Source organism: Halobacillus mangrovi, assembly GCF_002097535.1.
GTDB lineage: Bacteria > Bacillota > Bacilli > Bacillales > Halobacillaceae > Halobacillus > Halobacillus mangrovi_A.
Genome location: NZ_CP020772.1, coordinates 851,320 through 876,669 on the forward strand (window position 1 = coordinate 851,320; position 25,350 = coordinate 876,669).

The 25,350-nt window shown below is 41.4% G+C and carries 27 protein-coding genes; 18 read left to right on the forward strand and 9 right to left on the reverse strand.

All coding sequences use genetic code 11. The features are described 5' to 3' along the window. Positions 1-64: 64 nt before the first annotated feature. A complete protein-coding gene (locus HM131_RS20565; protein WP_157130759.1) occupies positions 65-208 on the reverse strand; it encodes a lmo0937 family membrane protein in 144 nt (47 codons plus the stop codon). 106 nt (positions 209-314) lie between these two features. Here HM131_RS20565 and fabZ point away from each other — a divergent pair, with 106 nt between their 5' ends. From fabZ to HM131_RS04290, 8 genes are all read left to right on the forward strand, one after another. Then, positions 315-737 (forward strand): 3-hydroxyacyl-ACP dehydratase FabZ, encoded by a 423-nt coding sequence (gene fabZ, locus HM131_RS04255; protein ID WP_085028289.1) that lies wholly within the window; start codon positions 315-317, stop codon positions 735-737. Between the two features lie 145 nt (positions 738-882). After that, positions 883-2,331 carry an S-layer homology domain-containing protein gene (locus HM131_RS04260; protein ID WP_085028291.1) on the forward strand — a complete coding sequence of 483 codons (1,449 nt, stop codon included), beginning with the start codon at positions 883-885 and terminating at the stop codon, positions 2,329-2,331. Positions 2,332-2,446: 115 nt separating this feature from the next. Beyond that, positions 2,447-2,755: a hypothetical protein gene (locus HM131_RS04265; RefSeq protein ID WP_085028293.1), complete on the forward strand. Its 309-nt coding sequence runs from the start codon at positions 2,447-2,449 to the stop codon at positions 2,753-2,755. A 453-nt stretch (positions 2,756-3,208) separates the two neighbouring features. After that, on the forward strand, positions 3,209-3,832 hold the full coding sequence (locus HM131_RS04270; protein ID WP_232324868.1) for a hypothetical protein: 624 nt from the start codon (positions 3,209-3,211) through the stop codon (positions 3,830-3,832). A gap of 295 nt (positions 3,833-4,127) precedes the next feature. Then, positions 4,128-5,459, forward strand: coding sequence for an efflux RND transporter periplasmic adaptor subunit (locus tag HM131_RS04275; RefSeq protein WP_085028297.1), 1,332 nt, complete (start codon positions 4,128-4,130; stop codon positions 5,457-5,459). After that, positions 5,460-8,537, forward strand: coding sequence for an efflux RND transporter permease subunit (locus HM131_RS04280; RefSeq protein ID WP_085028299.1), 3,078 nt, complete (start codon positions 5,460-5,462; stop codon positions 8,535-8,537). Between the two features lie 276 nt (positions 8,538-8,813). Continuing rightward, positions 8,814-10,142, forward strand: coding sequence for a copper amine oxidase (locus HM131_RS04285; RefSeq protein WP_157130887.1), 1,329 nt, complete (start codon positions 8,814-8,816; stop codon positions 10,140-10,142). An 81-nt stretch (positions 10,143-10,223) separates the two neighbouring features. After that, positions 10,224-11,210 (forward strand): class F sortase, encoded by a 987-nt coding sequence (locus HM131_RS04290; RefSeq protein ID WP_085028303.1) that lies wholly within the window; start codon positions 10,224-10,226, stop codon positions 11,208-11,210. A gap of 206 nt (positions 11,211-11,416) precedes the next feature. On the opposite strand, the gene HM131_RS04295 is transcribed toward HM131_RS04290, so the two are convergent. From HM131_RS04295 to HM131_RS04305, 3 genes are all read right to left on the reverse strand, one after another. After that, on the reverse strand, positions 11,417-11,776 hold the full coding sequence (locus HM131_RS04295; RefSeq protein WP_085028305.1) for a PilZ domain-containing protein: 360 nt from the start codon (positions 11,774-11,776) through the stop codon (positions 11,417-11,419). Positions 11,777-11,881: 105 nt separating this feature from the next. Further along, positions 11,882-13,606: an ABC transporter ATP-binding protein gene (locus HM131_RS04300; protein WP_085028307.1), complete on the reverse strand. Its 1,725-nt coding sequence runs from the start codon at positions 13,604-13,606 to the stop codon at positions 11,882-11,884. Then, positions 13,599-14,318, reverse strand: coding sequence for a CBS domain-containing protein (locus tag HM131_RS04305; protein ID WP_085031788.1), 720 nt, complete (start codon positions 14,316-14,318; stop codon positions 13,599-13,601). The genes HM131_RS04300 and HM131_RS04305 overlap by 8 nt, the downstream gene beginning before the upstream one ends. Positions 14,319-14,572: 254 nt before the next feature. Between HM131_RS04305 and HM131_RS04310 the strand changes: the two genes are divergently transcribed. After that, positions 14,573-14,902, forward strand: coding sequence for a helix-turn-helix domain-containing protein (locus tag HM131_RS04310; RefSeq protein WP_085028309.1), 330 nt, complete (start codon positions 14,573-14,575; stop codon positions 14,900-14,902). Between the two features lie 55 nt (positions 14,903-14,957). On the opposite strand, the gene HM131_RS04315 is transcribed toward HM131_RS04310, so the two are convergent. After that, a complete protein-coding gene (locus tag HM131_RS04315) occupies positions 14,958-15,716 on the reverse strand; it encodes a sugar phosphate isomerase/epimerase family protein (protein WP_085028311.1) in 759 nt (252 codons plus the stop codon). Between the two features lie 203 nt (positions 15,717-15,919). Between HM131_RS04315 and HM131_RS04320 the strand changes: the two genes are divergently transcribed. The 3 genes from HM131_RS04320 to HM131_RS04330 all read left to right on the forward strand — a co-directional run bounded on the left by HM131_RS04320 (position 15,920) and on the right by HM131_RS04330 (position 16,694). Then, complete coding sequence (locus tag HM131_RS04320; RefSeq protein ID WP_085028313.1) at positions 15,920-16,099, forward strand: hypothetical protein; 180 nt, start codon at positions 15,920-15,922, stop codon at positions 16,097-16,099. Between the two features lie 80 nt (positions 16,100-16,179). After that, positions 16,180-16,425 (forward strand): hypothetical protein, encoded by a 246-nt coding sequence (locus tag HM131_RS04325; protein ID WP_085028315.1) that lies wholly within the window; start codon positions 16,180-16,182, stop codon positions 16,423-16,425. Positions 16,426-16,436: 11 nt separating this feature from the next. Further along, complete coding sequence (locus HM131_RS04330) at positions 16,437-16,694, forward strand: hypothetical protein (RefSeq protein ID WP_085028317.1); 258 nt, start codon at positions 16,437-16,439, stop codon at positions 16,692-16,694. Here HM131_RS04330 and HM131_RS04335 read toward each other — a convergent pair. From HM131_RS04335 to HM131_RS04345, 3 genes are read right to left on the reverse strand one after another with little or no spacing between them, the layout of a single operon-like run. After that, positions 16,679-16,975 (reverse strand): hypothetical protein, encoded by a 297-nt coding sequence (locus tag HM131_RS04335; protein ID WP_085028319.1) that lies wholly within the window; start codon positions 16,973-16,975, stop codon positions 16,679-16,681. The two genes, HM131_RS04330 and HM131_RS04335, sit on opposite strands and share 16 nt — an antisense overlap. A 1-nt stretch (position 16,976) precedes the next feature. Next, the gene (locus HM131_RS04340) at positions 16,977-17,306 is read right to left on the reverse strand and encodes a hypothetical protein (RefSeq protein ID WP_085028321.1); all 330 of its coding nucleotides are present in this window, start codon (positions 17,304-17,306) and stop codon (positions 16,977-16,979) included. A 5-nt stretch (positions 17,307-17,311) separates the two neighbouring features. Next, entirely contained in the window at positions 17,312-17,512 is a 201-nt protein-coding gene (locus tag HM131_RS04345; RefSeq protein ID WP_085028323.1) for a hypothetical protein, read from the reverse strand. A 47-nt stretch (positions 17,513-17,559) separates the two neighbouring features. Here HM131_RS04345 and HM131_RS04350 point away from each other — a divergent pair, with 47 nt between their 5' ends. Next, positions 17,560-17,823 carry a hypothetical protein gene (locus HM131_RS04350; protein WP_085028325.1) on the forward strand — a complete coding sequence of 88 codons (264 nt, stop codon included), beginning with the start codon at positions 17,560-17,562 and terminating at the stop codon, positions 17,821-17,823. Between the two features lie 52 nt (positions 17,824-17,875). Here HM131_RS04350 and HM131_RS04355 read toward each other — a convergent pair whose 3' ends face one another. Next, complete coding sequence (locus HM131_RS04355; protein WP_085028327.1) at positions 17,876-18,304, reverse strand: Hsp20/alpha crystallin family protein; 429 nt, start codon at positions 18,302-18,304, stop codon at positions 17,876-17,878. 306 nt (positions 18,305-18,610) lie between these two features. Between HM131_RS04355 and HM131_RS04360 the strand changes: the two genes are divergently transcribed. The 5 genes from HM131_RS04360 to HM131_RS04380 all read left to right on the forward strand — a co-directional run bounded on the left by HM131_RS04360 (position 18,611) and on the right by HM131_RS04380 (position 25,149). Beyond that, entirely contained in the window at positions 18,611-19,330 is a 720-nt protein-coding gene (locus HM131_RS04360) for a ThuA domain-containing protein (RefSeq protein WP_085031790.1), read from the forward strand. 17 nt (positions 19,331-19,347) lie between these two features. Continuing rightward, entirely contained in the window at positions 19,348-20,388 is a 1,041-nt protein-coding gene (locus HM131_RS04365; RefSeq protein ID WP_085028329.1) for a Gfo/Idh/MocA family protein, read from the forward strand. After that, positions 20,385-21,428 (forward strand): Gfo/Idh/MocA family protein, encoded by a 1,044-nt coding sequence (locus HM131_RS04370; RefSeq protein WP_085028331.1) that lies wholly within the window; start codon positions 20,385-20,387, stop codon positions 21,426-21,428. The genes HM131_RS04365 and HM131_RS04370 overlap by 4 nt, the downstream gene beginning before the upstream one ends. A 16-nt stretch (positions 21,429-21,444) precedes the next feature. Further along, positions 21,445-22,413, forward strand: coding sequence for a sugar phosphate isomerase/epimerase family protein (locus HM131_RS04375; RefSeq protein WP_085028333.1), 969 nt, complete (start codon positions 21,445-21,447; stop codon positions 22,411-22,413). A 387-nt stretch (positions 22,414-22,800) separates the two neighbouring features. After that, positions 22,801-25,149 (forward strand): immune inhibitor A domain-containing protein, encoded by a 2,349-nt coding sequence (locus HM131_RS04380; RefSeq protein ID WP_157130889.1) that lies wholly within the window; start codon positions 22,801-22,803, stop codon positions 25,147-25,149. Positions 25,150-25,350: the final 201 nt, after the last annotated feature.

Consider the following 25,350-nt stretch of genomic DNA (forward strand, 5'->3'; position numbering starts at 1 on the left):
AATAACAAAAGTCAGCTTTGGTCTAAAAAGATCAGGCTGACTTTTGTTATGAGATCCCACAGAGCTAGTGTCCACGGCCATTTACAAGTTTAACGATAAGGACGATCAAAGCAATGACGAGCAGTAAATGTATCAAGTTTCCGGCGATTCCTCCGATTATACCAAGCAGCCACAATACCAGCAGGACAATCAAAATAGTCCAGATCATCGTTTAACCTCCTAATGTAAAAGCATGATCTTCATTTAAAATAAATTTTGTCGAACGACTAATCGACCTTTATAATAGGGATAGTATGTGCGAAAGGAGCCAGATTATGTTAGATATTGAAGAGATTAAAAAAGTCATTCCGCACCGCTATCCGTTTCTTCTGATTGATCAAGTGGAAGAAGTAGTAGAAGGAGAACGAGCTGTCGGATATAAAAATGTAACGGTGAATGAGCCATTTTTCCAGGGACATTTTCCAGACTACCCGGTTATGCCAGGAGTATTAATTACAGAAGCTCTTGCTCAAATTGGAGCGGTAGCAATGCTTAAGAAAGAGGAAAACCAGGGTAAACTAGCCTTCTTTACGGGGATCGACAAATGCCGCTTCAAGCGTCAAGTCAAACCTGGTGACAGGTTGAAGCTGGAAGTAGAAATCGTCCGCCTTAAAGGACCGATGGGTAAAGGAAAAGCAAAAGCCACTGTTGATGGGGAAGTTGCATGCGAAGCGGAAATTATGTTCGCATTGAAATAATTAAATGAAGTTTAAGTCCGGATCTCACATCCGGACTTTTTTTATGGAATTGGTTGGAAAGGTATATTATGGTACAATTCTAGGAGGCTAGTACGAATCTATCAATCTACTAAGGGAGAGTTGTGTCATTATTACTATAGGAAAGGTGCTTAAAACAGTAGCTGCGGTGACGTTGCTTAGCTCTATTGCAGCTTTTTCAAGCACTGAAGTACACGCGGAAGCATCTATTAAAGAAAAATGTGACTATGATGGAAAGATTGGAGAAAACCCCGATTATAAGACAGCCATTTGTCTTTTGACAGAAGCGGCTATTGAGGATGATGTGCCTCCTGAAATCGTAATCGAGATTGCAAAGAAAGAAAGCAAATTGGAACAGTTTGATGAAGATGGAGAACCTGTGATCTCGCCGGATGGAGGGATCGGCATCATGCAATTGACCAATCAACCAGCTTTCGATCAAGAAAAATTGAAGAACGATATTCTCTACAACATTGAAGCTGGAATAAATACTTTGAATGACAAATTTGAACGCACTGATTTACCAGCGATAAATAATAAAGATCGTCATGTTATTGAACATTGGTATTTCGCTGTAATGGCGTACAACGGAACGAAGCCTATAAATAGCCCGGTAAAGCAAGCAACCGGTGAAACGAATGAAGGAGCTTACCAAGAGGAGATCTTTTCTAGCATTAGAGCTGGAGTAGGCTATGATGAATTAGCTCGAATGGATTTTAAGGCGGAAGACTTCGAATATGATACTGAGAGTGACAAAAGCATTGAATTCATGAAAGATCAATACCATTTTTTGATCCCCTTCACTAAATCTAAACACTTCTACAATCAAGACCAAACGATTGGCTCTATCGTAGATCTAAGAGTTAGAAAAGCACCATCGACAAAGGCAGAGATAGTTGGAACTCTAAATGAAGGTGATCTTGCAACTGTAACCGGGCCTTATCAGTACGATCAATCCCCTAATCTAAACTCATTCGTTTTTTATCCAGTCAAATTGGAGAATGGCACAGAAGGATATGTTGCAAGTCCATATCTTCGCAATAAGTTTAAGGATGTTCCTAAAGATAATTATTCAGTGGAATCTATTGAATACTTGTATGACATGAACATTCTAAAAGGCTATAGTGAAGACGAATTTGGTTATAAGGATCCTTTAAAACGTAAAAATACAGCTTTATTTTTAGTCCGTGCAGAGAATATTGACCTGACTAACCGGCCAGACCCTGGATTTGTTGATGTTCCAAAAAGCAGTGACTTTTATGATGAAGTGGCTGCATTAGCAGACGAAGGAATCTTTGAAGGAGATAATAAGAACCGCTTCAACTTAGATTCCTATTTAAAAAGAAGGGAAATGGCTGTTCTTCTTCAGCGAGTGTATCAATTCCCGTCTGCATCCATAGAGGAACCTTTCACTGATGTAAAAGATAATGACTGGTATAAAGAAGCTGTTGAAAGGCTTTATGCTTCTGGAATTACAAATGGGGTAAGTGAAACAGAATTCGGCCCCGATCAAAGAATTACAAGAGAACAATTTGCAACCTTTTTAGCGCGCTCTATTAATAAAAATTTTAGATAAGTAAATGGAACACTTCGGTCATCCACCGGGGTGTTTTTTTATCCACAAAATGGTATGAAACAAAATGGGATGGGTATAATACGGGACGTAATCACTAAAAAGGAGGAAACACAAAATGAAAACACTGCCATTAAAGCTTTTGATTGCCCTTTTAACCTTTTCTCTTCTAGGTGCTTGTGCTACGGAAGATGAGCAAATGGAAGAAGGAAATGATACAGAAGAAAACATGAATGAAGAGGAAGAAAACGGCGAAGGTAATATGGATGAAGAAGATCATATGGACGAGGGCGGAACGGACGGAACCGAAGAAACAGAAGAAGATCAAGGTGACATGACTGACGGTGACAATGATGCTACTGAAGAAGATATGACGAACGAAGATACAATGGATAATGGTGAAAACAACGAAAATGGAAACGAGTAAAGTTTTCTTTTGAAGCCGCTCTCCTAAAGCGGCTTTTATTTATTTTTGCTAAAAGATATTAAAATACTAGCCATCATGATACATATGCCACCTGTAGTACAGATTGGAAAAAAATGAAATAAAGCTAAGTAGTCCAACAAATAGCTAGACATGGCAAGAAGGAAGAATCTAATACCTATGACGGCAAAAGTTTTAATGATCTGAAATCACCTCTCTTCACTCTGTATCCCTGTATTCGAATTCCTTTTCAATCTCTCCTGTAACCCAAGTTCTATTTAAGAAATGTATATTCCTAGAAGCTGGACTAAGAATTCCTTAGTTCAGCTTTTTGTTATCTGTTGGAAAATACCCCTAGCTTATGTAGAATGAATAGTAAGACAAAGATTCATAAAAACTTTACAATTTGGAGTTTCCTGGTTTTTTGTGCGTGGAATAAGCGAATAGAGGTGATTAATGATGAAGTACAGAACGGCTAGTGATCTGAAAGACTTACTATTAGGAGATTTCGAAAGAGTAATTAACAGCATCCCCCAAGAAAAGTTGGACGTATATGTGTATCTTCATACGGTATATCAGGATACGTACGTACCCGATGACACCTTGTATCAATTTGTATTTCGGCATTTCTTCAGGCTAGATAATCCTAGCTTAACGAAGGAGTTTGAAACTTACTACTTCAAATTGATGGAAGAACAGCGAGGATATGAGCGGCCTAATATCGTCCAAATTACCAAAAGCCTTTACGAAGTGAAGAACCACAAAGGAAATCCTACGATGCAGTTTCCATTGGCAACTTCCATGCTCCATACGATCAACCCTGAATTCCCTACGTATGATGGAGATATAGTCAAAGCTTTTGATTTTTCCTCCACGTATCATTTGTCCGGTTTTGAAAAGAAGATGAAGCGATATATCGGACAATATCAACATGCTTATAAGACTTATGGAGAATTGATGTATGATGAGGCTTTAGAACCCGTATTCGCACATTTTGATGAGCGTTTTCGCGGATACGACCTTCCAAAAGTTAAGAAACTTGATTTGATTGTTTCCCAGCTTGGGAACTCACTTCAATAGGGGAAAACCGGATCCGGCAGCGGATCCGGTTTTATTATGGTCTAACAAGTACTTTTCTGAAAAGTTTTCTTTCCCATGGGAGTAAAAATATGACACAATTTTGTCATTTTCAGACAGCCGTCTACAAGTTGCATTACATTTCCCAGTTTAGTAACATTATTCATAATTATGACTACTCGGTCAGAGGACGAAAACCGCTATAGATAAAGAACTGAGCATTTGGGGAAACTGATATAAAATCAATCGATTCACAACTGAGAAAGCGTTTTTACATAAAAGGGGAGGAAGTCTTGCCATGAAAAGAATTTCCATGCTGTTATTGTTAACAGTATCACTAGCCGCCTGTTCTGGTGATGATTCGGAGGAAGTAACAGAAGAAAGAGTAACGCCCGTGGAGATAGAGAAGGCTGTTAAGGATGACTTTATCATAGACAGAGAGATCGTTGGACGAGCATCGACTGCTAATTCCTCACCTGTGACAGCTAGGACGCCAGGAGAGCTTGTAACCTTAAACGTTGAAAAAGGAGATCGAGTGGAAGAAGGTGAAACCATTGGTGTAGTTGATCCTGGTAACGGGGAGAACCAAGTTGAATTGCAACAGCTGGCTGTTCGTCAGGCTGAAAAACAACTAGAGAACGCTCAAATTACAAAGGAGCAGGCTGCACTTGGGGTAGAGAATGCTGAGAAACAAGTAAACTTGGCGAAAGAGGCGGCAAAATCTGAGGAAAGTCAAACCTCACAGGCTGTCGAAGCTGCTCATGAACAGTATCAACAGGCTCAGCAATTGGCAGATCAGACGAAGAAGCTAGTGGATGAAGGCGCGATCCCTGAAGCTCTTTACCAGCAAGCACAAAGCAGGGCTGATCAAGCAAAAGCGCAATATCAACAGTTGAAAGGACAACAGCCACAATCCACTTCGGCAGTTGCACAAGCGGAGGCCCAGCTTGACCAGGCCCAGCAGCAGTTGGAACAGGCGCAAGTGGGTGTTGACCAAGCTGAACTCCAGGTTGAGCAGGCGAACGTACAACTGAATCAAGCCAAGGACCAAACAGCAAATGAAGCCGTTACCGCTCCCACCTCAGGAGAAATTTCTACTCTCAACGCTAGTGAAGGTGATTTTGTAACGAATCAACAGCCTTTCGCTACGGTTGTAGGGCTCAATCCGATGACGGTAACAGCCTCTGTTACTGCAGATCAGCTTTCTTTATTTGAAAAAGGGGAAGAACTTGAAGTTGCCATAGACTCTATCAATCAGACGGTTCCATCCACCATTCAATATGTATCCTCCGTTCCTGATGATACAGGGTTATACCCTGTAGAAGCGCAAGTGGACAACGAAGACGAGAAGATCAAGCCAGGAATGATGGCTACTATCCTATTACCGGAGATCGTCGTAGAGAACACGTGGATTGTTCCAACGGATGCTGTAGTAGAAGAGGGAAATGAAACGTATATTTATCATGTCGTTGATGAGAAAGCAGTTCGGTTAGACGTTGAGGTCGTAGAAGCTCAGACGGACCGTACGGCGATTGAAGCAGACTTAACTGGGGATGCCCAAGTGATTACAACTGGACAATTAACTCTTTCTGATGGTGGCAAGGTTACGATCATGAAGGAGGACGCTTAAGTGAAGCTTGTTAATCTTTCGGTTAAGCGTCCCGTCGGTGTAATTATGGTTGTAGCCGCTATCCTTGCTTTAGGATTCGTTTCATTAAGAAATTTAACGATTGACCTTTATCCGGAAATAGATTTGCCGATTGCTGTAGTATCCACAACCTACGAAGGAGCAGCTCCGCAGGAAGTGGAAAAGCTGATAAGCAGGCCTGTGGAATCTTCTGTAAGTTCAATCGAAGGTTTGGAAGTTCTCCAGTCGCAATCGCAGGCTGGATCTTCTCTTGTTTTAATGCAATTTAACACAGGAGTGAATCTAGATAGCACCCTGTTACAAGTCCGGGAAAATGTCGACCAAGTCAGAGGCTTGCTTCCAGAAGGAGCGGGAGAACCGAACGTGCTACGTTTCGATCCCCAGCAGCTTCCGATCATGACTGTCGGACTTTCAGGCGATACACCTGAAGAACTACAAGAAGTAGCTGAAAACCGTCTAGTACCATTTTTAGAAAGGCAGGAAGGTGTCGCATCTGTCAATATCGAAGGCGGAAAGGTTCGAGAAGTACAGGTGCTTGTAGATCGGGCGCAAATGTCTCAGTACGGACTCGATTCACAAACGATTGTGCAAACGTTGAGTGCCTCCAACCAATCTGCTTCAGCTGGTTCAGTTAACAAAGGCCAGAAAGACCTGCAAATCAGACTGGAAGGAGAGTTCGACTCAATAGAAGATGTGAGGGATACGATCATCCAGTCTCAATCGGGTGCGAAAGTCACTCTTGATCAAATTGCAGAAGTCGAAGAAGTGTTAACCAACTCTAACACGATTTCAAAAGTTAATGGGGCCTCGTCTGTTGTCTTATCAGTTTTAAAGAAAACAGATGCCAACACTGTGGAAACAGCGAACCAAGTGAACGATGCCTTAGATGAGATGGAAGAAGATCTGCCCGAGGGAGTAGACACCGAGATTGTGCTAGATACCTCCGAATTTATTAAAATCTCGATCAACAGTGTTGTATTAAACATCATCTTAGGTGGGATTTTCTCCATTATTGTACTTCTTTTGTTTCTGAAAAGTGTACGAGCCACACTCGTCATCGGACTTTCAATTCCTATTGCTATTATCTCCACGTTTACACTCATGTACTTTACAGGGGAAACTCTAAACGTGCTGACCATGGGTGGGTTAGCGCTTGGAATAGGAATGATGGTGGATAGTTCCATTGTTATTTTGGAAAACATCGTAAGTTACAGGCAGCAAGGGTATTCCATGGTGGAAGCGTCAAAAAAAGGAGCTTCGGAGCTTGCTCCTGCTGTTATTGCCTCCGCAACAACGACATTAGTCGTCTTTTTACCCATCATATTTGTAGAAGGAATTGCGTCAGAACTTTTCACTCCCCTGGCATTGACGATTATGTTTGCATTAATCGCTTCACTGGCGGTTTCTGTCACGCTAATTCCAATGTTATCTTCAAAATTACTGACGAAATCATTGAAAGAGAATGGACGCAGATACTGGTTTGACCGGTTGATGGATAAAGTCAACGACGGATATCGTGCCATGTTAAGATGGGTATTAAAATTCAGAAAAACAGCAATTGCTATTACACTTGCTTTAATTGCAGGAAGTGCAGCGCTTATTCCCCTGATAGGGACTGAGTTTATCCCGCCTTCTGACCAAGGACAAATTCAAATCGATGTGAACATGCCTGAAGGCACAGCGATGGAAGAAACTGAAGCGTTTACGAACAAAGTAGATGAACGAATTGAAAACTTTAGTGAGATTATTGAAGTCAGTTATCTTTCGATCGGCGGTGGAGGCTTTGGTGGCGGAATCGGTAATACATCATCCGATTTTGCTAACTATACCATTCAACTCGTTGATCCAGGAGATCGGGAAATCACAACTCAGCAGGCCATGAAGGATATCGATGAAGCTCTAAAAGACTTGCCTGGCGCAGAAATTCAAGTCAGTGAGTTGGACGCTGGACTTGGGACAGGGGCTCCTCTCCAAGTTCAATTGAACGGAACAGAGTATGAAGTATTGGATCAATTAGCAGATCAGGTTGCCTATGTTATGAACGATATTGAAGGTGTCAATAACGCCACATCTTCTACAGATGAAGGCAGGCCAGAAATGCAGATTAATGTGAACCGGGAAAAAGCTGCGCAATATGGTTTGACGTACCAACAAGTGATTGGACAGGTCCAGCTTGCTTTTAACGGTCAAATTGCAACACGATACCGCAGTGGAGGGGATGAACTCGATGTTAGAATGATCTTCCCTGAAGACGAAAGACAGACCATTTCAGATCTAGAGGGAATGTCCGTGCAGTCTCCAACAGGCAGTTTAATTCCACTTGCGACTATTGCTAACCTTGAACAAGTTCAAGGTCCTGTTTCTTTACTTCGCCAAGATCAACAGCCGCAAGTGAATGTTGAAGCAGAAGTAGTGGACGTTGATTTAGGAACAGCTACTGAAGAAGTACGTACAGAGCTTGAGCGGCTTAATTTTCCAGACGGTTATTCCTATGAAATTGGCGGGCAGGCTCAGGATATGCAGGAGGCCTTTGGAGATTTATCGCTGGCTTTGATCTTCTCCATATTTCTTGTCTATGCTGTAATGGCCATTCAGTTTGAGAACTTCTTGTTCCCGTTCATCATCATGTTCTCACTGCCTGCGACAATTATAGGGATTACGGGAGGACTGTTTGTTACCGGTCTTCCATTCAGCTTGCCAGCATTTGTAGGGATAATCATGCTAGCTGGGATAGTGGTAAACAATGCGATTGTACTCGTAGATTACATCAATATATTAAGAAGGAAATCTTATGATAGATATGAAGCGATATTAGAAGCCGGGCCGAACCGTCTCCGGCCAATCCTTATGACAACGTTGACGACCATGCTTGGAATGGTGCCGCTTGCGATTGGGGTTGGAAGAGGAGCGGAAGCTCAACAGCCGCTTGCTATAACAATAATTTTTGGTCTCACAGTATCCAGTTTCTTCACCCTGGTATTAATCCCTGTCGTTTACACGTATTTTGACGACTTATCGAACAAAATCACAGGCTTCTTCCGCAAGAGAGTGGAAGACTAATCATGAATAGAATGTGTAAAAATAACCCACCTCAGGTCATCCATTAAATGGAATCTTGAGGTGGGTTATTGTTTATGGGACTTTAACAATCTTCTAATTGGATGTTCCCCTTCTAATGCTCTCCCCTCATTTTCCCAACACGAAGTACCAAACATCTAAAAATCTTATTTAAATGTGATCCAATCTTTCATCTCTTACGATAGCTAGGTAGAAACATAATTCACTACAGAGAAATACATGAATCAATCAAAAAGGAGAGATGAAAACGTGAAGACAATGAAGAGAGTATTTGGCTTGTTGATGGCCATCCTGTTAATCGTCCCGTCTATAGCCATGGCAGAGGACCATAAAGGCCCAACGGTGAAAACACAAGCGTCTGACTTACGTGCAGATTTAGACAAACTGTTATCGGAACACTTCGTTTTAGCAACGATGTTTATGATGAAGTCTTATGAAGATACAGAGGATGCGGAAGAAGTATGGAGTCAGCTCGATCAAAATGCGAAAGACATGACTCCAGTTATTGCTTCGGTCTATGGAGAAGAAGCAGCTGACCAGTTTGAAGAAATGTTCCGTTCACATAATGATTACTCTGATCGTTTTGTAGAAGCTGCAAAAAATGATGATCTAAAAGCTCGTCAAGAAGCAGAAAAAGAAGTCGAAGAGTTTGTGAATGAATTTGGTTCATTTCTTGCAAAAGCAACAGAAGGAAACGTATCAGAAAAAGCAGCAAAAAAAGCTTTGGCTGCTCATGAGCAAGACGTCATTAATGTATTTGACCATTATGTGAATGAAGAATATCAAAAAGCATATCAGTCGTTCAGAGATGGATTCAACCGTATGTTCGACATCAGTAGATCTTTATCTACAGCAATTACAAAACAATTGCCTGATAAATTCGAAAATACAAAAGCGGATTCTAAAGCAGCTGACCTGCGTTCAAACTTGAATACATTGACTTCTGAACACTTTGCTCTTGCTGCCCTGGAAATGCAAAAAGGTTTTAATCAAGCTCCTGATTATGATTTTGTGACTTGGGCAGAGAATCAGCACACTTCGGATTTCAAAACAGTCATCCAGTCCCTGTATGGAGAAGAAGATGCGACTGAGTTTGAGAAGGTGTGGCAGCAAAATCATATCAATGCTCAGACTAACGTAGTTACAGCTGCACTTGAAGAAAATCAAGAACTTCGCATGGAAGCTGAGGAAAGCCTCAAGACTTTCTCCGAGGATTTTGGAGCGTTTCTATCCACGGCAACGGAAGGACATTTGCCTCAAGAAACAGCAACAGAAGCGGTTTGGAGTCATGAGGAGGACGTCCTGCAAACTTTCGATCACTACGTAGAAGGTGATTATGAAGCCACTTACGATTCTTTCCGTGAAGGATATGGTGATATGTTTGGCATTGGGGAGAACTTGGGCGACGCAATGGCCAAACAAATGCCTGACAAATTCGGTGGAGAAATGATGCCAGAATCTATGCCTGATACAGGCCTTGGTGGAATGAGCGATACTCAATCTATCTCTAATTGGATATGGGTAGCCTTTGGGGCGTTCACTATCTTGACAGGAGCAGTCCTTTACAGGAAAAAGTCTCATCAGTAAATGGAAGTACTTGCGGAAGAAGAGAGGGGGCCTCTCTTCTTCGGTGTTTGAAAATATGTAACAAGTAGAAGGTGATGGGCAATGGAGAGAAAATGGAAGATCTATTTTACCGTTGTGGGCTTGGTTGCCCTACTTATGGTCGGTTATGAAACGAATGTATGGGCACATCTAACTGACTCTTCAAAGAAAACGGATGTGGTTCGTGTGGAGAACTCTGAAAATGATTCTGTAAACCTTACACAGGAATTAAAAGTAGAGGAGCAAGAGGAAGAAGTACTTGATGGAGAGTTTACGGTCATTAACAAAAATAAAAATATGAATTCCAAAGAGGTAGTAAAAAATAAAAAGCAAGAAAGAAGTGGCATAAAACCTAGTCGCATTAAGATACCATCGATTGATGTAGACGCATCGATCGAGCCTGTCGGAGTGTTAGATAACGGAGAAATGGGAGTCCCGGATGATCCAGACAAAGCAGGGTGGTTTGAACCAGGAACTCAGCCTGGAAGCAGGGGGAATTCTGTAATTGCAGGGCATGTGGACAGTCGTACGGGTCCAGCTGTGTTTTACGATTTAACAAAGATGAAAAAAGGGGACGAAATCGTCGTCACTGATCAAGAAGGTACTGAGGAAATTTATATAGTAGAGAATTTGAAAAGTTACCCTCAAACCGATTCCCCTATAGCAAAAATCTTTGGAAAAACGGATGAGAAACGTTTGAATCTTATCACGTGTACGGGGGAGTTTATTCGTGATCAAGGAGGGCACCAGGATAGGCTTGTTGTTTATTCAAAACTAAAAGAGCCGGAAGTGACTATTGATCCACCAACAAACGTGGAAGTAAACGGGACTTTCGTTACATGGCATGCAGTCAGGAAAGACTACGTAGCAGGATATCGTGTTTATCGTAGTTCTGATGGTGAAAATTTCAAAAAGGTAGCGAGTATATCTGCCCACGAGCGCAAGACTTATTCAGAGGCTAAGGCTTCGCAGTACACCTATTACGTAACAACCGTCGACTTAGAGGGGCGCGAATCTGAACCCTCCGCAAAAGCTGCGCCAGATGGGTAATCATGGATCCTCAGGTCATCCAGATTCTGGATGACCTGAGGTGAATATAGGTGTATGTTTTTTTCATTCTTATGTAATTTCTCCAAAGAATAACTATGACTTCTTCAGTCTTCAGGAATAGAAGGCTTTTACTATAAAAAGAAAACTTCAAGACTAAGAAAAAGAAAGTTGAGGAAATGAAAAAGAGCCTCCAAATATGGAGACTCTTAACCAAGGATCTTATTTGAATCGTTCATTGTATCCCCTAACTGATAGATAATCGCCTGCATACGCTCAGGAAATTCATATACGTGAATACCGCAGGTCATGCCGTCCTCATCTGTCTTCAACCAAATCACTCTTCCCTCCGCAGAGAACGTTTCATTTTTATAAATAAAGGTTAAAATTAACTCATCTTTCATTGAGAGGCTTGGATTCGCATCACAGGAAAAACGCAGTCCGTTCAAGCTGATATCCTTCACTTGCAAAGCTCCTGCGACCTGCCGATTAAACTTTTTATTGTAAAAACCGGGTAACGGAGTCGAAAAGGTATAACGGAATGGTTCGTTCCTTCTTTCTCGCAGCATATCCATGCTCCTTTTACTAATAGTCGTTAGTTTTATCATAAACTGTGAATCGCTTTCACACAAGATTTAATTGAGTAATCATTCAGAAAAATGAGAATACACCTATTATGTCAGAACTTGCTGGTCAACGAGGTGACGATACATAGGGTTCTGCTGGTAGAGTGTTTCATGTGTTCCTTCACCAGTCATTCTGCCTCTTTCCAATACAATCATACGATCGGATTCTATTACAGTTGATAACCGGTGGGCAATGATAAAGGTGGTCCGTCCCTTCATAAGTACACGAAGAGCCTCTTGTACGGCTGCTTCGGACTCAGAGTCCAGATTTGATGTCGCTTCATCCAGTAATAAGAAATCAGGGTTTCTTAAGAGCGCACGAGCAATGGCAATTCTCTGTCTTTGTCCCCCGGATAGTTTTATCCCTCGTTCACCGACCAGCGTTTCCATACGATCAGGCAGTTCCATTACAAATCCATAAGCATTGGCTTGCTTTAATGCCTCTTCTAATTCCGATCTTTTGATCTCCCGATGGACACCGTAGCAAATGTTGTCTCTAATGGAACCAGCCATGATCGGACTCTCCTGCGAAACGTATCCGATCGATTGCCGCCAGCGATCGAGCTTGATATTTGAAATCGAATGGTCCCCGACAGAAATATATCCAGAAGTCGGCGAATAAAAACGTTCAATCAAAGAGAATATAGTCGTCTTTCCAGCACCGCTCGGGCCAACTATGGCGACGGTTTCTCCTGGTGCCACTGTAAAATTCAAATCATGTAAGATGGAATGATCTGGGTCATATCCAAAGCTTACGTGATGAAAAGTCAAAGGTTCTTTTCGGAATTCATGTGGTTGGTCAAAGGGTTCTGTAGGCTTCGATAGCATACCTTGAATTCTTTCTGTAGCTCCCATAGCTTTTTGAAAGGCGGTCATAAAAGTAGCCAGCTGACTGAAAGGAACCACGATTTGGAACATGTAGATGATGATCGCTACAAGGGAACCGGCACTCAAGGCGCCTGAAGCGACACGAACACCCCCGTAACCGATTAAGATAACGAGAACGACCATAATGATGGTTGTCATAAAAGGGGAGATGACAGATTGAATTTTTGCTTCTTTCAGTCCATATGTAAATAATTGTGATATCCCTTTTCGTCCTTTTTTATTCTCGGCAATTTCAGCATTTGAAGATTTGACCAAACGGATTTCACTGAGAACACGACCAAGGTTAGCGCTGAAGTCTGCCATTTCATCTTGCATTTGTTTTGAAACTTTATACATTTTGCGTCCAAGGGGCAGGATGATGAGAAAAGCAACAGGAACAGCTATGAGCATGATCAGCGTCATACGCCAATCAATGGTTAATAGGATGATTACAGCTCCAATAATCGATATGATTCCAGTAACAAAAGACACCAGGTGGTTTGTGATCAGGTTTTTTACTGTGTTTGTATCCTGAGTAATTCTGCTCATCGTTTCTCCTGATTCGTGCTCGTCAAAATAACTGATCGGCAAATGCAGGACTTTTCCCCAAAGTTCTCTTCGGATAAATGAAACGATGTGTTCTCCGATATAAGCCAGAAGGTAATAGGAAAAACCGCTGGAGATGGTTTGAATAATGAACGTACCTGCTAAAAAAAGAACTAGCCCGGTGCTTAATGCGCCTGTCGATAGTTGGTCAACTAGGTTCCTTGTAAATAGCGGAACGACAAGACTAGCTGCTGTCTCAAGCAAACTTAATATTAGAGCGATGACAATGAGTCCTTTAGCTGGCAGACCACCCTTGATAAAGGCAAAAAAATCTTTAACAGATGTGGACCCTTCAGTCATCCCGATTCCTCCGATCGACCTTGATCAGATCCCAAGTGGTAACAATTCCAATTGGAAGCTCATCAGCTCCACCTGATTCCGTAAGAATGACCGCTTTCAATTTGCGTTCTTCTTCTAGGCTTTTTTCAAATCGCTCTTCAAGGTCAAATACGGTACCGGTCGCAGCTAGAAATTCGACATCCGGAATCAGTTCGTTTGAAATCAGTTCTTTTGCCTTCACCTGGCTAAGGTCGATGACGCCATCCTGAACAGATCTCGAAATATAACGGACCACCCCATCATTCGTAAGCAGACCTATGAATTCACGCTCATCTGAGTAGATAGGAAATTGCGAAATACCATGTTGATCAAAAGCCTCCATCACATGGACAAGTGGAGTCTCTTCCTTATAAAATAGAACGGGGCGGGTGGCGAATTCTATGGCTAATGGGGGTTTTTCAAGGATTTGTTTAATTCGTTCCAGTTCTTCAACGACTTTCTCATGCGGTGTTGCAATATAATAATCCCCGCTCGTCTTTTCATGAACGATCGCATTTCGTAACTTGGCATATTGCTTAAGCTGGTCGAAATGCACTCGAATGACGCTATGTTTTAATTTAGATCTTTGCAGAAGCTCAACAAAGTTATCATTTTTCGGATAACCATTGAGTTCTTTTAAATGTTGATGGATTTGATTAAAAGTAATTTCAAAACGTCCTACGATATCGATCATAACTTTCACCCAATTCTTCGTTTACTCCTAGTATATCTGATCTACTTAAGACTCACACATTATTGGTTTTTAATATTTAACTTTTGGCTGGGAAGATCCGATGATTAATAATAGGGACTAAACAATCACCTACTAGATAGATTGGAGTATACATCAGAGAACATAAGTAGGACTAAATGATAAAATTTGTGCTTTAAATAGAACGAATACACAAAATATGCTATACTCATAATACCAAGAAAGAAGGTGAGAATATGATCGGTGAACGCATAAAAAAAATACGTAAAGACCGACATATGTCGCTATCTGAACTAGCTGAACGGGCGGGGGTAGCTAAATCGTACCTGAGTTCAATCGAACGGAATATCCAGACAAACCCATCCATCCAGTTTCTGGAGAAGATTTCAAATGAACTGGGGGTAACTATGAACTTTCTCCTTCATGGTGAATCAGAGGCGAAGGATGAAACCCTTGATGAGGATTGGTTGAAACTCGTACAAGAGGCTATGAACTCGGGAGTTTCTAAGGATCAATTCCGTGAGTATTTGGAATTCAACAAGTGGAGAATACATCAAAATAAATAATGATAAAAACGCCTGACTCTCAACTGAAAGTCAGGCGTTTTTATTTCATAAGAATTTATTTAAGATGGGGAAGTTTATCTTTCAAATATTTCATGCTGATTTCTAAACTTTCGAGCGGAGTCAGGCGGCTTTCATCTTGTTCCACAACCCACCATTGAACGTTGTTTTGCTCCCCTCGATTCAGAACTTTATCCAGGTTCACTCCACCAGTACCAAGCTCAGCAAAGAATTGTTCCTTGTCTTTGGTCATATCCTTGAGATGGACTAATGGAGTTCTTCCTTCATAACGTTCCATCCATGTCAGAGGCTCTTCCTCCGCTTTTTGCAGCCAATAAATATCAAACTCTGCTTTCACATGGTCAGGCTCAGTTTCTTCAAGAATTTTATCTAGCGCAGTCCTGCCGTCAGAGAGTCGTTCTAATTCGAAGTCGTGGTTGTGATAACAAAGCGTAAGACCTTCTTCTCGGCACTTTTTACCGATTTCTTCAAGATCCCTAACGAGCTCAGTGTAATCTTCTTCTGTTCGTTCCGTTATGTAAGGACACACGACATACTGACTGCCAATGGTTTTTTGATCCTTAATCACTTGGTCAAGGTTCGTTTTCAAGTCGTCTAAAGGCACATGGCTCGAAGCGGCCTTCAAATTGAGTTTATCTAACAAATCTTTGACTTCTTCTGCTGATAATCCTCCAAAACCTGCAAACTCAACTCCGTTAAATCCGAGTTCAGCTACTTTTTCTAAGGTGCCTGCAAAGTCTTCTGCAGTTTCATTCCTTAACGTGTACATTTGAACAGCAACCGGTATAGATGTCATCTACTCTCATCTCCCTTTCAACCATTTGCTCCATTATATACCATAGTTGAAGTTTTATCGTGTGTTATCCCTTTGTCTGACAAAAATCCATACGTGAAACTGGAGGTATAGAGACAGTTTCAAGCTCAAAAAAAGCATTTTATAAGGACGACTTTTTATCTAACAACGATTATATTTTTAGTAAGAAGAGAGGAGTGAGAGACATGTCCTATTATCAAGATCTATTAAAGGAGATCAACGATAAAGTAGCTGTGTGCTGGCAGTGCAGAACGGAGTTATCGGATGGAGAGAAAGTGACTTTGAAACGTGAGCGAACGATACAAATTCATCTTTGTTACCAATGTTATGAACTTCTACTGACGGAAGAGAGATCAAGAGGTTAAATTTAAATTTGAAACAGGCTACTGACACGTATTAATAATTAAAAGAATAGGATATTCAAAATATATGTGAGGTGAAATTCATGCCCGTGTCTGTAGTATTTAACCAAATTGCAGTCAATTCTTTGAATGACAATTCATTGATCTCAACAGGACAGAATAATCAACCGGATTGGAGCTGGCAAGGGAAAAATAACAATGCGGCTGGAATACCTATCGGCTTTTTTATTTCAGCAAGTAACCTAAATGTGATTGTTGATAACGATGTGGCAGATACGCCAATTTATAATCCATCACTCAGCAACCCGCAGCCGAACGTACAGTTGTAAGGAGCTTATATATGGAAATCCGATTCGATTCCATTAATGTTTATATGATTGAAAAGAGTTCTGGAATATTCGTAGGACCGAATATCCAATATGGGTGGAGAACTCAACAGAAAGAAAACGTGGGGTTGGGAAAAGTGATCGGAGAAGGCAACATTCTCACCCAAAACATCAACGTTATTCACGACGAAGACATGGTGGATATGCCAATTAAGAAGGAAGCAGCAAAAGAGAGCAAAAAGGCAAATGGAATAGGTCAAGGAGAATCTTGAGCGGCCTTTTTCATTTGCTCTTCAATTATTTTTTCCATCCATTCAGGCAGTGGTTCATCCTTCTGGTGAGAGAGCATATCCAGAATGGCAGAATCACTTAATAGAGAACGAAGATCTTTTAACGTATTTCCATCCCCGTAAACATTTCCTAACCCTTGATTGTTCTTTTGGTGACTCTCAAACCCGTGGGGGAGATTGTTTCCTAAGTTAACGCATGAGGCATTTTCAACAGATCCGATTCGAATGTTTCCAATAAAGAAATAAGGAGATAAATAGGACACCTTACTTTTCCTCCTTTTCTTTAAAAGTGAACTTCATTCCATTTTTCGTGGTTTTCATTTCGTGTGGATGTTTTTCTTTTTGCTTTACAGTAACACCAAAGTTATTTCCTAGATTTAACGCACCACTCAGCTCTTCAACATCCAAGTGATCGAGTTGAAAACTCAATTGATTAAGCTTTGGATCGTGGATATCAACATGATCAAAATGAAAGTGATATTCAATGTTTTTCTTTTCTGCTTCAATGATGAGCTGTTGCAGCCGGATAACTTCTTTGTGCAATTCTTCAATCGTTTTAGAGGTAGCATTTTTGTATTTTCTCGAAAAAAACATACCATCTAATCTCCCTGGTTAGCGGGAGGTCGGATAATAAGGTGCTTATTGTTTATGAGAAGGTTGCGGTCACCGGCCATTTTCCCGTTACCTTCGTAGTGTTTTTGATAGGCTTTATATCTGGATTGGGCGTTCATACCTGAATAAACGCCAGAGGAATTGGAGATTTGATCAATGTTCAATTGATTAAAATTGATGCGGGACATTGACATTCACCTCCTACCTTTAATACTTATGAAAGGAAAGACAAAGCATGAAAGAGTTCATGAAAATGTTCAATCTTTTTGATGGAAAAATGCCGAAAGATTTTTTATCAGAAACATCACCATTTCCAAATAAGGATTTTAACATGGATCAAATTCAGAAGTTTGTTCAGCATTCGATCGAGGAGGCACTAAAGCCTACACATGCGGCTTTTCCAGGAAGTTATAAAGAGAAGAAGGAAGAAAAGTGGTCACATTGCCAAAGGTGCCAAGTAAAAGGAATATATCAGCTGAGTATAAAGAGGGAACGATAGAAATTAGGCTTCATAAAAAAATAGGAGGAGATGAAAAAGAAATCTACGTCCACTATTGATCGTGAATACGCACAACGATTTCTTCTTCGGCCATTTTTGTAATTTTGATGATTAGGACGCCATGCTGTAGAGAAGTTTGAATATTTTCAGATGTGAAGTGAAAAGGAACGGTAATGATACGTTTAAATTTCCCTTTCAAACGTTCACTATGAATCAACTCTTTCTCAGGTATGGGATACGGATATTTGAGCTCTCCTTTGACAATAAGGCGAGTTCCTTGTTGAGAAAGATGTACGGTATCACTTGTGGTAAAACCAGGTAAGTCAATCAAGATCACGCCTTCTTGTTCCGTTTCAAAATAATCATAAGCAGGGCCTCTCTTAGGAATAACATGCTGCATTTCATTCCAAAAGTCCTCACCTAGAACTTTTTCCACATTTTCAGAGAAAGCTTCCCAATTTATATTTGTTTTATTCTTCAATCCACTCACCTCTTCCTTCTCATCTTATGTAAGGGACGAGGCCTTCATGTTTAGGAGCCTGAGGGTCTTTTAAACTCATGAAAAAATTTGTCAGAATTTATTATTGTACTTGCTATAGAAGGATGTTAGTATTTACATAACTTATAGATTTATAGACTTTTGTGTAAACGCATTCATGTTTAGGTAAACAAATCCGAGCAATGGAATTTCAGCAAGAAGATATTTTTTTAAGTCTTTTTGAAATCGATTTCAAAAAGACCGATACACATGTACCATTGATGAAAATACAGGTGGAGGAGAATGAAAATGAACGTATTGGTTTGGAACGAGAATCGTCATGAACAAGAAAATCAAGTCGTACGAGATTTATATCCAGAAGGGATTCACGGGGCAATCGCGAACTTTCTAAGTGAGGATCATGAGAATGTGAAAACAGCCACTCTTGATGAAGAAGAGCACGGGCTTACAGACGAAGTCTTGGCTGAAACAGATGTCCTCGTTTGGTGGGGCCATATGGCTCATGATGAGGTAAAGGAAGAAGTAGCGGAAAAAGTGAAACAGCGGGTCCTTGAGGGAATGGGACTTGTAGTGCTTCACTCTGCTCATTTTTCAAAAGTCTTTAAGAAATTGATGGGAACGACTTGTGACTTGAAATGGCGTGAAGCTGATGAGAAAGAACGTCTATGGGTCGTTGATCCAAGTCATCCAATCACAGAAGGAATTGGAGAATACATCGAGATTGAAAAAGAAGAAATGTATGGCGAACACTTTGATATCCCTACACCGGAAGAGTTGGTTTTTGTCAGCTGGTTTGAGGGTGGAGAAGTATTCAGAAGTGGAGCTACTTTCCGCAGAGGAAAAGGAAAAATCTTTTACTTCCGTCCTGGCCATGAAACCTACCCGACTTATTACAACAAAGAAGTGCAAACAGTTATCCGCAATGGTGTGAAATGGGTAAAGAATACTCAAACACCTACCCCTGTTTACGGTAATGCGAAGCCATTAGAAACGATTACTACTAAATAATAAGGAGTTGTTCCAGGATGACAAAATTGAAAATTGCTGTTATTGGCTGCGGAAGCATCGCTCAACACCGACACCTTTTAGAGTATAAATCAAACGAAGAAGTGGAAATTACAGCCGTATGTGACATTGTAGAAGAACGTGTAGAAGCCATTGCCCAGTTATATGCTGCAAAAGCTTACACCGATTACGAAGAACTTCTCCAAGCAGAAAATGTTGACGCGGTAAGCGTCTGCCTTCCGAACTATTTGCATGCACCAGTTTCTATTGCCGCCCTGAATGCAGGCTGCCACGTGTTGTGCGAAAAACCGATGGCTACCTCTAGAGAAGAAGCTGAACAAATGATTCAAGCAGCTGAGAAGAATGGTAAAAAACTGATGATTGCTCATAACCAGCGCTTTGTCCCTTCCCATGTAAAAGCGAAGGAATTGATCGAGACTGGAGCGATCGGAAAAGTGTACAGTTTCCGCACAGCGTTTGGCCACGGCGGCCCTGAAGGCTGGAGTGCAGATGGAGAAAATAGCTGGTTCTTCAAGAAAGAACAAGCTTTTATTGGTGCCATGGGAGACCTTGGTGTACATAAAGCAGATTTACTCCGTTATATTCTTGGTCAAGAGTTTGTAGACGTTGCTGGTTTTGTTGAAAACAACGCAAAAGAAAACATTACAGTGGATGATAATGCTGTTTGTATTCTTCGTACAGCTAACGGCACTGTCGGAACAATGGCAGCGAGCTGGGCGTATAACCCGGCAGAAGATAATTCCACTGTTATCTATGGTGAAAAAGGAACATTGCGTCTTGAAGATGATCCCGTTTATTCCCTTGTAGCACAGTATACAAATGGTGATGTTGTGAACTACGAACTTGGAAAAATTCAGTCTAATGATGAAGGCGGGCAAAGCGATTCCCATGTGATCGACCATTTTGTAGACTGCATTTTAAACGACAAACAGCCTTTAATAGATGGAGAAGAAGGTCTTAAATCTCTAGAGGTTATTCTAGGTGCTCTTCAATCAGGGGAAACACGAAAAATCAGCAGTTTGGAAGGCATTACAAAATGACACATTTGAAAATGGGTGTGATTGGAGTTGGGGGGATTGCTCAAGACCGGCATATCCCCTCCTTCAAGCGTCTTAGCGACACTGTTGAATTGACAGCGGTCCAAGATGTAAACCAAGAACGTGCGCAAGAAGTAGCGAAAAGGTTTGAAATTCCTCATGCATTTAGCGAATATGAAGATTTATTCAAACAGGTGGACGCAGTGACGATCTGTACACCGAATAAATTTCATTCAAGCATTGCTGTTGCTGCTCTTGAAGCAGGATGCCATGTTCTTTGTGAAAAGCCGATGGCGATCACTTCAAAAGAATGCCAGGAAATGATCGATGCTGCCGAGCGAAATGATCGCTTACTGTCGATTGCTTATCACTTCCGGTATTCACCTGAGGCTCAATTAGCTAAAAAAGCAATGGATCATGAAGAAATTGGCGACCCTCTTGTAACAAGGGTACAAGCGATGCGCCGCCGAAAAGTTCCGGGCTGGGGTGTGTTTACCAACAAAGACTTACAGGGCGGAGGCAGTTTGATCGACTTTGGCTGCCACCTTCTTGATCTTGCGCTTTGGCTGCTTGATGATCCTGAGCCTGTAGAAGTGATGGGAAAAGCGTACAATCGATTAAGTAAGACCCCAGATCAAGTAAACGATTGGGGAGCTTTTGATCATGAGACATTCAATGTCGATGACCATGTCACAAGCTACATCACCTTCTCTAATGGCTTGTCCATGCAGTTTGAATGCTCATGGGCTGCGAACATTAAAGAAGATCACACTACTCTTAGCATCTCTGGTGTGGACGGTGGTCTTAGTGTGTATCCATTTGAGCTTTATCAAGCTAAATACGGAGCTCTTTGGGACAGCTCTGCCAAAATCAGAGAAGGTGAGCCTGACGCTGGTCTTGTACAAGCAAAAAACTTTGTCGATAGCTGCTTAGGGCAGGATGAATTGATCGTGAAGCCTGAACAGGCCATGAAAGTCACTCAATTAATTGAAGCCATTTATAAGAGCAGTGAGACAGGGAAGAGTGTGACATTTACAAAATAGAATGGAGGAACCTGGAATGAAACTTGGTGTATTTACCGTACTATTTTCTGATAAATCGTTTGAAGAAATGCTGGATCATGTGAAAGAAGCTGGTTTGAAAGCTGTAGAAATTGGTACTGGCGGCTATCCTGGAAATGCTCATTGTAACGTCGATGAATTGCTTGAAAGCGAGGACTTGCGTAAGGAATACTTAGACAAAGTCCATTCACGCGGTCTTACAATCAGCGCATTCAGCTGCCACGGAAATCCGATTTCCCCTGACGAAGATTTCGCAAAAGAATCCCATGATGCTTTTGTGAAAACCGTAAAATTAGCCAGTCTGATGGATGTACCTGTCGTTAACACATTCTCTGGAACACCTGGTGGATTCGAAGGGGACAAAGCCCCTAACTGGCCTGTCACCCCATGGCCTCCAGAGTACTCAGAAACCCTCGACTGGCAATGGAATGAAAAGCTGATCCCTTATTGGAAAGAGCAAGGGGAATTCGCTCAAGCTCATGGGGTTAAAGTCGGCTTGGAACTACATGCAGGCTTCCTTGTTCATACTCCTTACACGATGTTGAAGCTTCGTGAAGCAACAAATGAAGCGGTCGGTGCAAACCTGGATCCGAGTCACCTGTGGTGGCAAGGCATCGATCCCGTTGCTGCGATTAAAATTCTTGGAAATGCGGATGCCATTCACCATTTCCATGCCAAAGACACGTACATTGATCAAGAAAACGTCAATATGTATGGTCTTACGGATATGCAGCCCTATGGCAATGTGAAAACCCGCGCGTGGAGCTTCCGTTCTGTGGGGTATGGGCATGGAACAAAAGAATGGTCGAATATCATTAGTGCGCTTCGGACTTATGGCTATGATCATGTAGTCAGCATTGAACATGAAGATCCGATCATGTCGATTAATGAAGGATTCAACCAAGCAGTAAAAAACCTTAAATCGGTTTTGATTGAGGAACCAGCCACTGAAATGTGGTGGGCATAAATACCCAATACCTCCAAAAGACCTAAGACTCACTTGTCTTAGGTCTTTTTTCTTTCTAATGAAAACTCTCCCTTTTTTAAATTAGGTCTAAAATCCCTCTATTACAATAAACTGGTTATTTTTTCACAGGTGAATATCAGTAAGTTTTTACATTTATTTCGTGAACCGAAAGAACTAACTCACACTTTAACGCTTTAAATTCCCCTTTAGTCTATATGCTTTATTTTTTAGAAAATTACAAATTTCGGATTGATTATTCTGTAAATTTTGATAAATTAGTACTTGCAGCATAGTTATTTACAAAATTAAGTAAAGGGGAGAAAGTCTTTGAAAAAAACCGGTAAAATATTAACCTCTGCTCTGGCGCTCGCACTGACAGTCGGGCCTATGAGCACAAGTGCCGTGGAGAAGTCTTTAGAATCATATAAAGACTTACATAAGTCTCATGCTCATTCTGAAACGGGGTCACCATTTGATCTGGCAATTGCCAATGATGAACGATTGATTGAAATGTTGAAGAAGGATGGGAAGATTGCTGAGGATGCAACTCCAGCAGAAGCTGAAAAAGGGTTGAATAAATTCCTAAAGGCGAAGTCTGAAGCCGCTAAGAAAGAAAAAGGTGAATTAGCGGATGAAGAGAAAGAGAATAAGGCTAAGCTTCAAGAAGCTATGGAAAATGACAGCTTGAAAAATGGTAAAGGGAATAAATTAGGACAAGCGGGTACACCTAAAGGAGTAGAAGAAGAAGCTTATGACGGTGAAATGCGTACGGATAAAGTACTAGTCCTTCTAATCGATTATCCTGACAAGCCTCACAATTCTATGACGACTGATGAGACAGACATGTACTATGAAGGTGAAGATGCCTACTCACGTGATCACTATCAGGACATGTTGTTTGGGGAAGGCGGTTGGACTGGTCCAGACGGTAAGAACTATGTATCTATGAAACAATATTATGAGCAGCAGTCTGGAGGCAGCTACTCCGTAGAGGGAGAAGTTGCTGGATGGTACAAGGCCAGCAAACCAGCTGCAGCATACGGTGCTAATGACCCGCAGCCGGATGGAAATGACGTCAATGCTCGTGGATTAGTTAAAGAAGCTTTGGAAGCTGCAGCTAATGATAAAAATGTAGACCTTTCAAAATATGACCAGTGGGATCGCTATGATTTAGATGGCGATGGCAATTACCTTGAAGCAGACGGTCTTGTTGACCACTTGATGGTTATCCACTCTGGTGTCGGTGAAGAAGCAGGTGGTGGTTCTTTAGGATCTGACGCTATCTGGTCACACCGCTGGAATCTTGGTGGCGTATTCCCAATTGCCAATTCTCCAACACCTGAAATCGATTACTGGGGAACAGGAAACATGTACGCCTATGACTACACAATTGAGCCAGAAGACGGAGCCGTTGGAGTTATGGCTCACGAATTCGGCCACGACCTTGGTCTTCCAGACGAGTATGATACACAGTACTCTGGAGCTGGTGAGCCGGTAAGCTACTGGTCTATCATGTCAAGCGGAAGCTGGGCAGGAGACATTCCAGGAACAATGCCTACAGGATTCAGTCCTTATGCAAAAGAAATGCTTCAAGCTTCAGCTGTAGTTACCGATGAAGGGGAAAAACCAGAAGATAAACAAGGAAACTGGTTATCTGGTAAAGAAATCAGTGTTAATGATATTAATGAAGAAGGCAAAGAAGTACTATTAGATGAGGCAGTAACAAAAGGGACAAACAACGATGTGGTGAAAGTTAACCTTCCGAAAAAAGAGACAGTGATCAATAAGCCGGCAAGCGGTGAGTGGGAATACTTCTCTGGAAGCGCAGATGACTTAGATAACAAAATGTCTGCCATGGTTGATTTGACGAATGCTACATCTGCCGAGTTTAACTTCAAAACTTGGTATGACATTGAAAAAGATTGGGATTACGCTTATGTAACAGTAAACGGTGAACCGGTTGCTAGTGACATTACAACGAATGAAAATCCTTATGATGCTAACTTAGGTAATGGAATTACTGGTTCATCCAATGGCTGGATCGATGCTTCCTTTGATCTTTCTGCTTATGCAGGTCAAGAAGTAGAAGTAGCGATTGAATATGTAACAGACGGTGCAGTATCTAACCCTGGTCTATATGCAGACGATCTATCTGTAGTGGCTGACGGTGAAGAAGTACTATTTGATGATGTAGAAGGCGAGCTGAAATTTGATCTTAATGGATTTACAAAAGATAACGGAATCAAGGTATCTGAACACTACTACTTGCTTGAATGGAGAAGCCACAACGGTGTCGATGAAGGTCTTGCAAACATCCGCCGTGGTGACAGCTTAATGACATTCGATGACGGTCTTGTTGTCTGGTATGTGGATAACAAGTACAGTGAGAACTGGACAGGATTCCACCCTGGAGAAGGATATCTAGGAGTCGTAGATGCGGATCAGAAAATCAACGAGTGGAGTGATGGTTCTGTCGCTTCTACCCGCTATCAAGTACATGATGCCGCTTTCAGCTTAGAGAAAACAGAAAAAATGTTCCTAGACTATACTAGCTTGCTAGGTGTTACATTAGAAGATAACAATACGAAGCGTACACCACTTTTCGATGATAGCGAGAACTACTTGAATGAAGGTCTAGTTGACGCTGGACGTAACGTACCAGAGTACGGTCTGAAATTCCGTGTTACTGGTGCAAGTGAAGATGGAACAGTTGGTAAAGTCTTGATTTTCAAATAAGAAAGACTGAAAAACCCCTGCTAAGCAGGGGTTTCTTATTTCTCAAAAATAACGAATATTAATTACTAGCCAACTAAGAGTAATTACTCGTATAATAATGGTTCATTTCTGGAATGTAAAAAAATCTAGTGATAATTCTCAACTTATTAGAGTTTCATTTTTCACTATAAGTCTACCATGATCAAGAATTGAATCAAGTAC

Excerpts from the sequence above, each read along its gene's own strand:
- HM131_RS20565 (WP_157130759.1), bottom strand. The coding sequence starts at position 208 with ATGATCTGGACTATTTTGATTGTCCTGCTGGTATTGTGGCTGCTTGGT.
- fabZ (WP_085028289.1), top strand. The coding sequence starts at position 315 with ATGTTAGATATTGAAGAGATTAAAAAAGTCATTCCGCACCGCTATCCG.
- HM131_RS04265 (WP_085028293.1), top strand. The coding sequence starts at position 2,447 with ATGAAAACACTGCCATTAAAGCTTTTGATTGCCCTTTTAACCTTTTCT.
- HM131_RS04270 (WP_232324868.1), top strand. The coding sequence starts at position 3,209 with ATGATGAAGTACAGAACGGCTAGTGATCTGAAAGACTTACTATTAGGA.
- HM131_RS04275 (WP_085028297.1), top strand. The coding sequence starts at position 4,128 with ATGAAAAGAATTTCCATGCTGTTATTGTTAACAGTATCACTAGCCGCC.
- HM131_RS04285 (WP_157130887.1), top strand. The coding sequence starts at position 8,814 with ATGAAGAGAGTATTTGGCTTGTTGATGGCCATCCTGTTAATCGTCCCG.
- HM131_RS04290 (WP_085028303.1), top strand. The coding sequence starts at position 10,224 with ATGGAGAGAAAATGGAAGATCTATTTTACCGTTGTGGGCTTGGTTGCC.
- HM131_RS04295 (WP_085028305.1), bottom strand. The coding sequence starts at position 11,776 with ATGCTGCGAGAAAGAAGGAACGAACCATTCCGTTATACCTTTTCGACT.
- HM131_RS04300 (WP_085028307.1), bottom strand. The coding sequence starts at position 13,606 with ATGACTGAAGGGTCCACATCTGTTAAAGATTTTTTTGCCTTTATCAAG.
- HM131_RS04305 (WP_085031788.1), bottom strand. The coding sequence starts at position 14,318 with ATGATCGATATCGTAGGACGTTTTGAAATTACTTTTAATCAAATCCAT.
- HM131_RS04310 (WP_085028309.1), top strand. The coding sequence starts at position 14,573 with ATGATCGGTGAACGCATAAAAAAAATACGTAAAGACCGACATATGTCG.
- HM131_RS04315 (WP_085028311.1), bottom strand. The coding sequence starts at position 15,716 with ATGACATCTATACCGGTTGCTGTTCAAATGTACACGTTAAGGAATGAA.
- HM131_RS04320 (WP_085028313.1), top strand. The coding sequence starts at position 15,920 with ATGTCCTATTATCAAGATCTATTAAAGGAGATCAACGATAAAGTAGCT.
- HM131_RS04325 (WP_085028315.1), top strand. The coding sequence starts at position 16,180 with ATGCCCGTGTCTGTAGTATTTAACCAAATTGCAGTCAATTCTTTGAAT.
- HM131_RS04330 (WP_085028317.1), top strand. The coding sequence starts at position 16,437 with ATGGAAATCCGATTCGATTCCATTAATGTTTATATGATTGAAAAGAGT.
- HM131_RS04340 (WP_085028321.1), bottom strand. The coding sequence starts at position 17,306 with ATGTTTTTTTCGAGAAAATACAAAAATGCTACCTCTAAAACGATTGAA.
- HM131_RS04345 (WP_085028323.1), bottom strand. The coding sequence starts at position 17,512 with ATGTCCCGCATCAATTTTAATCAATTGAACATTGATCAAATCTCCAAT.
- HM131_RS04350 (WP_085028325.1), top strand. The coding sequence starts at position 17,560 with ATGAAAGAGTTCATGAAAATGTTCAATCTTTTTGATGGAAAAATGCCG.
- HM131_RS04360 (WP_085031790.1), top strand. The coding sequence starts at position 18,611 with ATGAACGTATTGGTTTGGAACGAGAATCGTCATGAACAAGAAAATCAA.
- HM131_RS04365 (WP_085028329.1), top strand. The coding sequence starts at position 19,348 with ATGACAAAATTGAAAATTGCTGTTATTGGCTGCGGAAGCATCGCTCAA.
- HM131_RS04370 (WP_085028331.1), top strand. The coding sequence starts at position 20,385 with ATGACACATTTGAAAATGGGTGTGATTGGAGTTGGGGGGATTGCTCAA.
- HM131_RS04375 (WP_085028333.1), top strand. The coding sequence starts at position 21,445 with ATGAAACTTGGTGTATTTACCGTACTATTTTCTGATAAATCGTTTGAA.
- HM131_RS04380 (WP_157130889.1), top strand. The coding sequence starts at position 22,801 with ATGAGCACAAGTGCCGTGGAGAAGTCTTTAGAATCATATAAAGACTTA.